11 protein-coding genes are annotated in these 12,902 nt (G+C 42.3%); 3 read left to right on the top strand and 8 right to left on the bottom strand.

What is annotated here, in order from left to right; all coding sequences use genetic code 11:
- Nucleotides 1–42: 42 nt before the first annotated feature.
- The 3 genes from B9T26_RS11020 to B9T26_RS11010 form a co-directional block, all read right to left on the bottom strand.
- Nucleotides 43–1,824, bottom strand: coding sequence for an acyl-CoA dehydrogenase C-terminal domain-containing protein (locus tag B9T26_RS11020; RefSeq protein ID WP_086199743.1), 1,782 nt, complete (start codon nucleotides 1,822–1,824; stop codon nucleotides 43–45).
- Between the two features lie 169 nt (nucleotides 1,825–1,993).
- The gene (locus B9T26_RS11015; RefSeq protein ID WP_086199742.1) at nucleotides 1,994–3,796 is read right to left on the bottom strand and encodes an acyl-CoA dehydrogenase C-terminal domain-containing protein; all 1,803 of its coding nucleotides are present in this window, start codon (nucleotides 3,794–3,796) and stop codon (nucleotides 1,994–1,996) included.
- A gap of 298 nt (nucleotides 3,797–4,094) precedes the next feature.
- A complete protein-coding gene (locus tag B9T26_RS11010) occupies nucleotides 4,095–4,772 on the bottom strand; it encodes a hypothetical protein (RefSeq protein ID WP_086199741.1) in 678 nt (225 codons plus the stop codon).
- Nucleotides 4,773–4,909: 137 nt separating this feature from the next.
- Between B9T26_RS11010 and baeS the strand changes: the two genes are divergently transcribed.
- The 3 genes from baeS (at nucleotide 4,910) to B9T26_RS10995 (ending at nucleotide 7,798) form a co-directional block, all read left to right on the top strand.
- Nucleotides 4,910–6,571: a sensor histidine kinase efflux regulator BaeS gene (gene baeS / locus B9T26_RS11005; RefSeq protein WP_086199740.1), complete on the top strand. Its 1,662-nt coding sequence runs from the start codon at nucleotides 4,910–4,912 to the stop codon at nucleotides 6,569–6,571.
- Nucleotides 6,572–6,584: 13 nt separating this feature from the next.
- The gene (locus tag B9T26_RS11000; protein ID WP_086175456.1) at nucleotides 6,585–7,271 is read left to right on the top strand and encodes a response regulator; all 687 of its coding nucleotides are present in this window, start codon (nucleotides 6,585–6,587) and stop codon (nucleotides 7,269–7,271) included.
- Between the two features lie 254 nt (nucleotides 7,272–7,525).
- Nucleotides 7,526–7,798, top strand: a complete 273-nt coding sequence (locus B9T26_RS10995; RefSeq protein WP_086199739.1) for a DUF6966 domain-containing protein — start codon at nucleotides 7,526–7,528, stop codon at nucleotides 7,796–7,798.
- Nucleotides 7,799–7,839: 41 nt separating this feature from the next.
- Here B9T26_RS10995 and B9T26_RS10990 read toward each other — a convergent pair whose 3' ends face one another.
- The 5 genes from B9T26_RS10990 to B9T26_RS10970 all read right to left on the bottom strand — a co-directional run bounded on the left by B9T26_RS10990 (nucleotide 7,840) and on the right by B9T26_RS10970 (nucleotide 12,836).
- Entirely contained in the window at nucleotides 7,840–8,211 is a 372-nt protein-coding gene (locus tag B9T26_RS10990; protein WP_086199738.1) for an MmcQ/YjbR family DNA-binding protein, read from the bottom strand.
- A gap of 76 nt (nucleotides 8,212–8,287) precedes the next feature.
- A complete protein-coding gene (locus B9T26_RS10985; RefSeq protein WP_086199737.1) occupies nucleotides 8,288–9,733 on the bottom strand; it encodes a protein adenylyltransferase SelO in 1,446 nt (481 codons plus the stop codon).
- Nucleotides 9,734–9,836: 103 nt separating this feature from the next.
- Nucleotides 9,837–11,003: an acyl-CoA desaturase gene (locus tag B9T26_RS10980; protein WP_086199736.1), complete on the bottom strand. Its 1,167-nt coding sequence runs from the start codon at nucleotides 11,001–11,003 to the stop codon at nucleotides 9,837–9,839.
- 282 nt (nucleotides 11,004–11,285) lie between these two features.
- On the bottom strand, nucleotides 11,286–11,996 hold the full coding sequence (locus B9T26_RS10975) for a glycerophosphodiester phosphodiesterase (RefSeq protein ID WP_086199735.1): 711 nt from the start codon (nucleotides 11,994–11,996) through the stop codon (nucleotides 11,286–11,288).
- 261 nt (nucleotides 11,997–12,257) lie between these two features.
- Nucleotides 12,258–12,836 (bottom strand): cob(I)yrinic acid a,c-diamide adenosyltransferase, encoded by a 579-nt coding sequence (locus tag B9T26_RS10970; RefSeq protein WP_086199734.1) that lies wholly within the window; start codon nucleotides 12,834–12,836, stop codon nucleotides 12,258–12,260.
- Nucleotides 12,837–12,902: the final 66 nt, after the last annotated feature.

Raw genomic sequence — 12,902 nt, 5'->3', positions numbered from 1 at the left:
TGCAATTGCAGGCGTTTTTTTATTGCTTATTTTTGTTCAGGATTAAGCCTGGCTAGTAAAGTAGTCTTCAGAGAAGTTCATGACCACTTCAGCACCTGCTTTTACTTTGGTAATGCGTAGTGCAAGTTCAGGCAAAACGCGTTGTACGAAGTAAAGTGCAAGTGAAACTTTATTACTGTAGAAGTCACCTTCTTTCGCACTTGCAGCTTTGGCAATTTTCGCAAACATATAAGAGAAGCTGAGTAAGCCGACTGCATGTAGATAGTCAACTGCCGCTGCATTCGGGAAGTCGATGTTTTCTTTTGCAGCTTCAATAATGTACTGCGTTACCGATTCAACTTCAGTTGCGGCATCCAATGTTGCATCTTTGATGAAGTTAAGATCTGCATCTAGACCATTGGCAAAGTCACGGATTTCTTGAATATATTCTGCAATGAATGCGCCGCCACATTTAATGGTTTTACGACCGATTAAATCTTGTGACTGAACACCATTGGTGCCTTCGTAAATTTGTGAGATACGCAAGTCACGGATACATTGTTCCATGCCCCATTCACGAATATAACCGTGACCACCAAACACCATTTGCGCATCTAAAGTTGCATTAAATGCAGTATCGGTTAAATATGCTTTTGCGATTGGCGTAAGTAGAGCAACACGGTCGTTGGCTTTCTTCACTGCTTCAGCATCATTCGAGAATTTAGTGATGTCGAGCTGTTGACCGACATACACCGCAAATGCACGCGATGCTTCGTTGTTGGCACGCGCGTTTAACAACATACGACGTACGTCACCGTGAACAAGAATGCTGTCTGCAGGTTTGTTTGGTGATTGAATGCCTGTTGCACTACGACCTTGTAGGCGGTCAGTCGCATATTGTGCAGCATTTTGGTATGCAAATTCAGATGCGCCTAGACCTTGAATACCCATTGATAAGCGTTCGTAGTTCATCATCACGAACATGGCTGCCAAGCCTTCATTTTCTTTACCAACCAGGTAACCTTTGGCGCCGTCAAAGTTCATCACACAGGTTGCAGAAGCTTTAATGCCCATTTTATGTTCAATCGAACCTGGGCCAGCAGGATTGCGTTCACCTAAAGAACCATCAGCATTCACAATGAATTTAGGTACGATGAACAGGGAAATACCGCGCGAACCGGCAGGTGCATCTGGGGTTTTTGCCAATACCAAGTGAATGATATTTTCAGCCAGGTCGTGGTCACCGCCAGTAATAAAGATTTTGGTACCGGTAATGTTGTAAGTACCGTCTTGGTTACGTTCAGCTTTGGTTTTGATGATGCCTAGGTCAGTCCCTGCGTGTGGCTCTGTCAAGCACATGGTGCCTGACCATTCGCCAGAATAGATTTTAGGAAGATAGGTTTCTTTTTGTTCTTGGGATGCATAGCTGTTCAATGCCATGCCAGCACCTACAGAAAGAAGCGGGTAGAGCATGAATGATGGGTTGGTAGCGAACAGCATTTCGTCAGACAGTACAGTCAGCATTTTAGGCATTTCCTGACCGCCCCATTCAGCATCAGCACCTAAACCAATCCAGCCACCTTCAGCATATTGCTTGAATGCTTCTTTAAAGCCTGCAGGGGTAGTCACATTGCCATTTTCAATTTTAGCGCCTTCTTCATCACCTGTACGGTTCAATGGAAGGGTCACGTTTTGTGCAAATTTCGCCATTTCTTCAAGAATAGCTTCTGCTGTTGCAGCATCAACATGAGCAAGGTTTTCATTGGCTTGCCAGAATTGTTCTGCATTAAAAACATCATTAAGGATGAATTTCATATCCGCAAGAGGCGCATTATAGATTGGCATAGTGAGTCACCTGTTTATTGTTTGATTCAGTTCGGTTTGATCAGTCTAATAGATGAAAATTCATGTTGTTAGACGACTAAAGGTTAATTTTTTGTTGATTTGATAAAGAAAAAGGACTGCCAAAACCATGACCGTCCTTTTTCTCACATCAGTTTAAAATGTCATGCACTTAGAATGCGAAGTGTTCAGCATCTAAAGACAACAATGGCTCTACACCACCTGCAATCACGTCAACGTGTGAGCGAACGCGTGGAAGAATTTTCTTGAAGTAGAAACGCGCTGTAGTGATTTTCGCGTTATAGAAATCTACATCGCTCGTACCTGCTGCAAGCGTTTCTTGAGCAACAAGTGCCATACGTGCCCATAAATAAGCAAGCGTTACGTAACCAGAGAAGTATAGGTAGTCAACCGCAGCTGCACCAACTTCATCCGGATTTTGCATTGCACGCATACCAATCTGCATGGTCAAATCACCCCACTCTTTGTTAAGAGCAGCAAGCGGTTCAACAAATTCTTTCATTGCAGCATTGTCTTTGTTTGCTTCAGCAAATTTGTGGATGATCTTGGTGAAGTCTTTCAACATTGCACCTTGAGTACCCAAAACTTTACGGCCTAACAAGTCTAGTGCCTGAATTTCAGTAGTACCTTCGTACAAGCAAGCAATACGGGTGTCACGAACAATCTGTTCCATGCCGTGTTCAGAGATGAAACCATGACCACCGAATACTTGAACGCCGTGTTTTGCAGATTCAGAACCAGTTTCAGTCAAGAAAGCTTTGGCAATTGGAGTCAATAAAGACAACATGTTGTCTGCAGCTTTACGTTCTTCTTCAGTTGTACCGTGTTCAACCACGTCAGCGTATTGAGCCAATAAGTACACCAGTGCACGACCAGCTTCTGCATATGACTTTTGAGTTAAAAGCATATTACGTACAGCAGGGTGAACAATAATCGGATCGGCTTCTTTTTCTGGCGCTTTAACACCTGAAAGTGAACGCATTGCCAAACGGTCTTTGGCATAGGCAAGTGCACCTTGGAAAGCCCCTTCAGAAGCTGAAAGACCTTGTACAGCAGTACCGATACGTGCAGTGTTCATGAATGTGAACATGCAGTTTAAGCCGCGGTTTTCAGGGCCAATTAAGAAACCTTTTGCGTTATCGAAGTTGATGACACAGGTTGAGTTACCGTGAATACCCATTTTGTGTTCGATTGAACCACAGCGTACAGCATTACGTTCGCCCACTGAGCCATCTTCGTTCAGGTTGAACTTAGGCACGATGAACAATGAAATACCTTTAGTACCTTTAGGTGCACCAGGCAGACGAGCAAGTACGATGTGAACAATGTTCTCAGCCATGTCGTGTTCACCAGCAGAGATAAAGATTTTCTCGCCAGAAATTGCATAGCTACCATCAGCATTTGGTTCAGCTTTGGTACGGATGATACCCAAGTCAGAACCTGCATGAGATTCAGTCAAGCACATGGTACCTGTCCAAACACCTGAAACCAGATTTGGCAGGTAAGCATCTTTTTGTTCTTGAGAACCGTGGTGTTCTAAAGTACGGACTGCACCGTGAGAAAGACCAGGGTACATACCCCACGCCCAGTTCGCAGTACCGACCATTTCAGAAATTGTGATACCTAAAGAGTTAGGCAAGCCTTGACCGCCGTATTGCTCTTCAGCAGAAAGAGAAGGGAAACCAAGTTCGATATATTTTTGATACGCTTCTTTAAAACCAGTCGGAGTTGTAACAACGCCGTCGTTCCAAGTACAACCTTCACGGTCGCCAACTTGGTTAAGAGGAGAAAGTTCGTTTTCACAGAAGTCTGCAGCAGCTTCCAGATATTGGTCAACCAACTCACGGCTTACGCTTTCCTGGAATGCAGGTAGTTTTCCGTAATGTTCTTCTGCATTTAAAAGTTCATGCAGAACGAATTGCATATCACGTAAGGGCGCTTTGTATTGTGGCATATCGTTTTCCTCAATACTGGTTTGTACCAGCGTTAATAATTCTAAATAAACATTGGAACGTATCTTCAATGACACGTATTTCTATGGCTTAATCGTGCAACATCTTCTTAGTTGGTACAAGCTTTAGGGACTTTTTCTTGGTGACTGTAAAGTCAAAGATTTCTGACTTGAAATTGCTAAGTATCTTGAGTGTAAATGCTTTTATAGTTTTATGAGTGGCATAAATAGTCAAATTGCTCACTTTTTGATAGGTAATAAAAAAGGCGCAGAGTTGCGCCTTTTTAATTTTGGGTAAATTTTATGATGCTGGTTTTGCTGTTGCCGGAGCCATTGGGGCTTTAGGTTGAAAGCGGACTTCACATTTACCATTGATGGTATGGGTGCCCATTTTGACTTGAACAGCCTTACCGTTGGGCTGACCTTGGCAAGCTTTTAGCATGGCTTGCTGATGTGCCTGATGTTGAGCCAGGCGCTGATCAAATTGTCTGGTCAGTTCTGCACGTTTGGCATCAGTAAGCGGTTCTGCCGATTGCATTGGCATGCCTTTCATGTGCATACCCTTCATTTCACCGCGCATAGGCTTATGGTCACCTTGCATATGCATACTTTCCATCTCACCATGCATGCCCATCATCTCTTTATGCATGCGTTTCATCTCTTGACGGTCCGCTTTAAAGCCCATGCTACAGGTACCATCAATGATTTTTTCACCGGCTTTAATTTGTACTGCAGTACCGACCGCTTTACCGTCACAGGCTTTGTGGATCTGCTGCATCATTTGTCGACGTTCAGCACGTGCCTGCTGGAACTGTTCACGCTGTTCGGGTGTCATTTTGCGATCGTGTTGGCCATGGTGCTGTTTCATCATTGGCTTGTGGTCGCTATCTGGAACCGTATTGGCTGATTGGCAAGCGCTCAAAGCCCCCACACTCAGCACGCTGGCAGTAATTAAAGCTATTTTTTTCATGGAATTCATTGTTGTTATCTCCAAGAGAAATACAGTAAATTTTATCAGTTAAAGATTAAATAATAATGATGAAGAAACAATGGAGAGTTTTTTGAGATCGGGTTGGTTACAATAACAAGTTGAGAACAAATATTGAGACTTCACTTTTGAAAATTCGCCGTGTTCCGATTGCCTTACGCCTGTTTTTGACGGTATTACTCACCACCTTGGTGATTACGACTGTCAGTCTTGGGGTATTGCACTGGACCATGCAAAAAAACTTTGCTCGATATGTGGCTGATGTCGAAATGCAGAAGCTGGATCACGTGATCAGCAATCTGGCGGGAGTCTACACAGTTTATCATGACTGGGGTAATGCCATTCAGGCGCAAATCCTGCAAATTGAAGGCACTGCGGCACCCGATGATTATGACCGGTTATCGCGTTGGTGGTTACGTCGTCAATATGATATTGCCTTGCAGCAGCGTTATTTTCAGGAAAATACTTTGCTCAGTGTTACTCCGAGCTTAAATCAGGCGGAACAAAGCAAACCGATGCTTGATGCGGAAGAACTCCGTATGATAAAACTCAATTTACCTTCTGAATATCAGCCCTTTGAAGGATTGAAATTTCCTTTAAGTGCCAATCAAAATGTATTCCGTCCAGACCGAAAAACTGAGACGCGACCAACAGATCCAGCATCTAATCCAAACAAGAAAAAGCAGTTTATTTCCATGCCTGACCGTTTGGGCTTAAGTTCTCGACTTTCACTGTATGATGCAAATAAACAGTTTGTGGTGGGTGAGCCTTCAGACAGTCCAGTGTCGTATCGTCCGATTATGGTGAACGACAAAGTGGTCGGTTATTTGGGATTGAAGCCAGTACTGGATCAGGATGATGCTATCAGTATCAATTTCTTTAGTAATCAAAAACGCTATTTACTATTGGTTTATGGCTTAACTTTCCTGACCAGTTTAATTGCGGCTTTATTGTTGGCTACTTATTTTAAAAAGCCGATTCAGCGTTTGCTGCAAGGTACCCGTGAACTGACCAAAGGCAATTTTCAGCATCAGGTGACCGTTAACCGCAATGATGAACTTGGTGATTTATCGACAGAATTGAACCATCTTGCGGTGATTCTGGATCAACATGAACAATCGCGTCGTCAATGGGTGGCAGATACTTCACATGAATTGAAAACACCTTTGGCGGTGCTGCAAGCACAAATTGAAGCCATGCAGGACGGGATTCGAAAACCGACACCGGAGCATTTTGAATCCATGCTGCGTCAGGTGACCAGTCTGAAAAAACTGACTCAGGATTTGGCTGATCTGGCTCAGGCCGAAGCCCAACAATTGAAATGCTATATGGCAGAAGTTAATCCATGGAATGTAGTGTTGCAGGAAGTTGAAAACTTCAAACCTAAATTTGCACAGGCTGATTTATCTGTTTCAGTGCAAGGTGAAGGTGCGAATTTACAATTAGATATAGATCGTTTTAAACAAATTATGGTCAACTTACTCGGCAACAGTATTCGTTATACCGAAGCAGGCGGAGAGGTTCGTGTGCATACTGAACAGTCTGAAACGGAGTGGAGCGTGATTGTCGATGACAGTCCGCTTGGGCTAAGTGATGAACAATTATCACGTCTAGGTGAGCGTTTCTATCGTGTAGATGATTCACGGACACGCAGTACCGGGGGAACAGGCTTAGGTCTGGCATTATCTGGTAAGATTGCCCAGGCGTTGGGCGGGAAATTGAGTTTTGAGCATTCTCCATTAGGTGGTTTGCGTTGCAAACTGACTTTTCCAAAACAGTTAAACAAATAAAGGGATAACATTCATGAAACATGTCATGCTGGTTGAAGATGAAGTTGAACTTGCACAGTTGGTGCGGGACTATTTGGAAGCTGCGGGTTTTGAAGTCAGCATGTTTCATGATGGTCAGGAGGCTTATGATAGCTTTCTGCAACGCAAACCCAGTTTGATGATTTTGGACCTGATGGTTCCACGTATGGATGGTTTGACCATTTGCCGTAAAGTACGTGAACAGTCTGATTTACCGATTATTATGGTGACAGCCCGTACTGAAGAAATTGACCGGGTATTGGGCTTGAACATGGGCGCAGATGACTACATTTGTAAGCCGTTTAGCCCGAAAGAGCTGGTTGCACGTGTACAAGCGGTATTACGTCGTCTAGACCGTCAAGTCGAGCCGGAACAAAACAGCCTGTTCCGTATGGATAAGGCACAGCAACGCATTTGGTATCAGCAAAAAACCTTAAACCTGACCCCAACCGAATTCCGTCTATTAGAATTGTTCCTGGAACATGTAGGACAGGTGTATTCACGTGCGCAATTGCTGGATCATATTAACCCGGACAGTTTTGATGTGGCGGACCGTGTGATTGACAGCCACATTAAAAACCTGCGCCGTAAAATTTCGGATGCTGCCGAAACAGGCAACCGTCATGAGTGGATTCAGGCTGTTTATGGGGTAGGCTATCGTTTTGAATATCCTGAGGACTGATTCAGAATAAAGTAAAAAAGCGAATAGGAGAGAGCCTATTCGCTTTTTTTATGGTTTTTGATTGTTTAAAATTTTTAATGAGTATTGTGAAACATTGATTAAGAAGTGGTCGTGGAACATGATAAGTGATTAAAAAAAATCAATTCTATATGATTGGATGTTTTTATTAAGTTATAAACGAATGATTTATATACGGATAAAAAATAATTTCGTATAACGTGTATTATGTTAATTTTAGGAAAATTAAAGAATCTATGAAAAATGAAATTGAAAATCTAGAATCGATAATTGAAAAGCTAATAGCATTATTTGAAGAATTTAATTTAAAAAAATGGGAAAAAGCATATAAAAATATGCTCCTATGTCTTCAAGAAGATCCAGAATATGCTAAGTATCAATTGCGTATTAGTTTTGGAGGAATGGGATCATTTAATGATCTTATCTTACATCGTGATGGAATTGCTCTTATTGAAGAAAATGATTATTTAAATGAATTAAGAGATAAATTGTATGCCCATTTAACATAATGGTGCTTATACGAAATTGGAATTTTTCTAACAGAAGGTGGCTATTGAATTGCTTTAAGCAGCTCAATCCGTTGCCGTTGCACTTTATTTAATTTAATCACCACCAAATCATAAGAATTCCTTATCAAATCCTGAACCAAAGATTGATCCAGGTTTTCATCCTCATACACAGTTACCCAGTGCTGTTTATTCATATGCCAGCCAGCACGAATATAAGGATAAAAGTCTCGCAGCATTGCCCCATGATCAGGTACAACTTTGAGGTTAATCGCAGCTTGGCCTTGCAAATGGAAACTCAGCATAAAGACTTTATCGAGCACTTTAAATACATCACAGCCATCGCCAAAAGGCTGGGTCACAGTCACTTCAGGAAGTTTTAAAGCCGTGGATGATGCAAGTTTGTGTAAAGTCATAAGCTGTGAATAAATCTAATAAAAACTGTGGATAATGCTTAAATTATCCACAGTTTTTGTATGTGTTGTGAATAAATTAAGACGAACAGCTTACCATCACTTCCGGAACATCACTCGGCAAGGGGCCTAAATCTTCAGGCTGTTCCAAATCCGGCTGCTTGGTAAATGGCTGACTTAATAATTTAAACAAACGCTCGACTTCTGAAAAGTCATCCCGTTCTGCCAGTTCAATGGCTTTCTGCGCCATGTGATTACGCAGAATATATTGTGGATTGGCTTTCACCATTTCGGCATCTAGTGCATCGGTATCCTGATTCGCTCGAATACTTTCATATTGAGCCAGGAAACTTTCAAATTGGCGTCGGTCCAGACAGTCATCTTTAATGGTTTCATATTGCTTATTTTGCAAACGAATAAAGCTTTCGATGTAGTCCAGTTGCTCCGTTTGTAAAATTCGTAAGAATGCCATACCACAATCAAAACTGTCTTTATGGAAACTTGGCAAGCCCATTTTTTGACAAAGCCCAACTGTATAATGTTCCAGGAAAGTAGGCTCAAAATGCTCTAAACATTTGGCTAAATCTTCTTTGAATTGTTCTTTTTCAGCAGGATCTTTTTTTAGCCGAATCAGGTTATTCAGCCACATCCATAAATTCCAGTGTCCAATACTCGGTTGTTGTTGATAGGTATAACGACCTTGATAATCCGAGTGGTTGTTAATCCAGTTCGGGCGGAAGCGTTCCATAAAACCATAAGGACCAAAATCGAGGGTGGAACCTGTAATATTGAGATTATCAGTATTCATCACCCCATGGGCAAAGCCCACCAGTTGCCATTTGGCAATCATCACCGCAGTACGTTGAATGACTTGAGTTGCGAAAGCCAAAACAGGCTGTTCAGCTTCCAGACATTCAGGATAATGCCACTCAATACATTTCTGTACAAAGTCTTCTAAAAGGTCGGGTTGATACTGGTTGATCCATTCAAAATGGCCGAAGCGGATATGACAGTCTGAAGTACGCAGCATCATTGCGCCAGGTTCCAGTTTTTCCCGTTGTATGCCTTGGGTCGAAGAAGTAAAACCAACTGCATTACTGGAAGCAATCCCTAAAGCATTCAGAGCATGACCGGCCAGATATTCGCGAATCACTGAACGTAATACGGCACGTCCATCACCCATACGCGAGTAGGGGGTAGAACCGGCACCTTTTAAATGCAAGTCGATGGTTTGATTGTTCTTATCCAGAATTTGCCCGATCAGCAAGCCGCGACCATCCCCTAGTTGTCCTGCCCATTGTCCAAACTGATGTCCGGCATAGACCATCGCCAATGGTTCAAATTCGGCAAAGGTTTTTTGTCCACTACAGATTTCCACCCATTGGACTTTATCTGCATCTGACCACTGTAATTCATCAGCTAGCGCAGCATTGAAATGACCGGCTTTTGCTCCTTTTAAGGGAACAGGAAGTTGATGGTGAAAAAGCTTGGGATTGAGCGAAGGGTAACGCGGATTAAATTGCATGGTAACAATCTATAAAAATCGGGGGAGACCAGATCACTATAGCAAATTTAAACGGCTAAAATGAATAAAGCCCCAATAATGGGGCTTTATATTGACTCCGGTCTTATTCAGACACAGGATTCTTTTTAATATTGCGCATTAAAATTTTCAGGGTATTGCGGTGATGTGAAAGACGCTGTTCCACCAACTGGAAATCGACTTTAAGTTTGCTGTCGATTTGGTGAATCTTTTCAGCAACAGAGGCTTTTTTCGCCTGAATTTCTTGCTCTTTCAGCTTGGCCCAGTCATTTAAAGTTTGGGTAAACGCTTCATATTCCTGAGCAATACGAAGTTTAGCCGTAGCCATATCTTCATTGACATTATGACCATAAACCGCCAAGTCTTGTTCAGCATATTTAAAACGCATCGCCAATTCTGCTTTTTTGATATTAAAGCTTGGAATACGGCGCAAGTTTTTAGCTAAGCCCAGTTTTGAGCATGACCAGATCAACCATTTTGTTGGATCATACTGCCACCATTTCACCCCGTTACGGTAATCATACTGGAAGATGTGATGGTAGTTATGATAGCCCTCACCCCAAGTGGCAATCGCTAAAACGAAATTGTCACGAGCAGTGTTTTCGTCGGTATAAGGACGTTTGCCCCACATATGACAAAGAGAGTTAATAAAGAAAGTCACGTGATGGCTCAAGATCAGACGAAGTAAACCGCCTAATAACATTACGCCCCACATATCACCCACAGCCCAGCCTACAGTAGTCAGAATGACGGCATGTACAGCAATCACGAGTGGAATATAGTATTTGTCCTGAAACATCACCACTTTGTCGTTTAACAAATCAGGTGCGTTTTTATAGTTTGCTTCTGCTGCCGGATAGTTGCGTAGCATCCATCCAATATGTGCATACCAAAAGCCGTTATTAATTGAATATGGGTCTTTCTCGACATCATCAACATGGCGGTGATGGGTACGGTGACCTGAAGCCCAAAACAAAATACTGTTCTGAACGGCAAAGGTACCCATAAGCATTAAAATAATTTTTAATGGCAAGGTTGCTTCATAAGCACGATGTGCCCATAAGCGATGATAACCCGCAGTAATCCCTAAACTACTCACACCGAGTAGTACAAATAAGCTGATCCATGCGCCTAAGCTAAAATCATGATGATAAGCATATAAAGGGATAGCGATTACAGCCACAATTGGTAAAAGTACCAGTGCGAATACTGCAATCCAGTTAATTGGGGCTTTGGGTAAGGGAGCATTCATCTCCAACAGCACTCCTAGAACCTGGTAAAGGTAAGGTATAAACGAATGACTTAATTCAATACAATTTATAGGGATTAAGACTTTCTCAATATTAGCATGAGCGAGCAAAGCTTCACTAGCATTATTCTACAGGTGTATTGTACTAAACAGTAACAGAATACCGGGTTGGGTTGATTGATTTTATCGAAGGTCAAAGCGGCTTCAGTCAACCGCAACGATTTGAATCATTTTGCAGTGAGCAAATAGGCAATTCCGTCACAAAAATAGGGCGAAAAATTTCTTTTAAAGTTGCTCGAGCATCATTTTTGGAAAATCGGTAATTAATCCATCTATCCCCAAATTTCGAAGATGTCTGGCGCGTTCAATATCATTCACCGTCCACACACTAATTTGTAAGTGGGCCTGTTGTGTGGCTTGAATCATCTCATCTGTCGCCAGTTGATTCATCCAGCCAATTTGGCAACAACCCAGTTCTAAAGCCTGTTCAATGGCTTGATGTTTGATGTCATCTTCAACTAGTAAGCCGCGTTTAAATATAGAGTACTGCTGTTTTAAGGCTTGATGGATTTTCAGATCGAAACTGGTGATTACCGCGCTTTGTTCAAAACCGTGTAATTGTTTTTGTAATTCTAAAACCAGTTTTTCTGCTTCCGCCATGGTTGTAACAGCTTTGACTTCAACTTCAATATGCTCAAAGTCATGAATAATGCTGAGGGTCTGGCGAAGTGTCGGGGTAAGCTGCTTTTCCCAGTCCATCCAGATATGGGCTTGGTTATAAGCTTCAAGCTGGTGACTGTTTAATTCATAAAGTTGTTGATCGGTGCCGGTGGTTCTTAAGAAGTTGTCATCATGCATGATGATGAGTTCACCATCTTTCAGCTGACGGACATCAAACTCAACTGCTCGAATGCCGAGGTTATGAATGTATTGAAAGCCACCCAAAGTGTTTTCAGGGGCTTCTCCTCGTGCACCACGATGTCCGATGATGATCATAATGAACTCTGTTTGATGTGATTTTTTATCTAATTCTAAAAGTATAAGATGATCATGACCTTATATTGTATTGAAAAGTTAAATTAATTTGCGTAAGTGATGCCTTACTTTTCAAGGATGAAAAGTAACAAAAATCCTTTGTTGGGCAAAGGGGATATCCATATCACCCTTGCCCAACGGTGACATCCTTGTCGCCTAACGCGATAGTACTATCACGGTTTAGTTTTACTTATGAAAAAGTGTGTAAGTGGTTCAGAGGGATTAAATAGTATCATTGATGTTTTTTTGCCAAAGCACTTCACTACCACCTTCAGCACGTTGCAAGGTACGAGATGCCACAAATAGCCAGTCGGAAAGGCGGTTGAGGAGTTGCAGTGAAGGTGCTTGAATATTCTGATCTCGAGTATGCACCGACATTAAGCTGCGTTCAGCACGGCGGCATACCGAACGTGCTTGATGTGCATAACTGCAAGCTAAAGTTCCGGCCGGTAAAATGAAGTCTTTCAGCATGGGTAGCGCTTCATTCATTTGGTCAATTTCTTTTTCCAGAAATTCAATTGCAAGCGGTAAAACCATATTGTAGTTGGGAATGCACACCTCACCGCCCAGATCGAATAACCAGTGTTGAATCAGGCTGAGTGATTTATCCCAAGGGGCTTTGTCTTCAATTGAACTGATGGCAATTTGCGCACGCAAAACTCCGATGCAAGAGTTGAGTTCATCCACATCACCTAAGGCCGCAATACGCAAGTCATCTTTGGCTACACGTGAACCATCACCAAGACCAGTTGTGCCTGAGTCGCCTGTACGGGTGTAAATTTTACTTAAACGGTGGCCCATGCTTTATTCCTTAAAAGTTTGAAATTCTATGTCTGTTTATGCAAAAGGATAATGCCACAGGCATGA

The organism is Acinetobacter sp. ANC 4169, assembly GCF_002135355.1.
GTDB lineage: Bacteria > Pseudomonadota > Gammaproteobacteria > Pseudomonadales > Moraxellaceae > Acinetobacter.
Note: the sequence above shows the minus strand (reverse complement) of the source record. Positions and strands in the feature narration are given on the sequence as shown.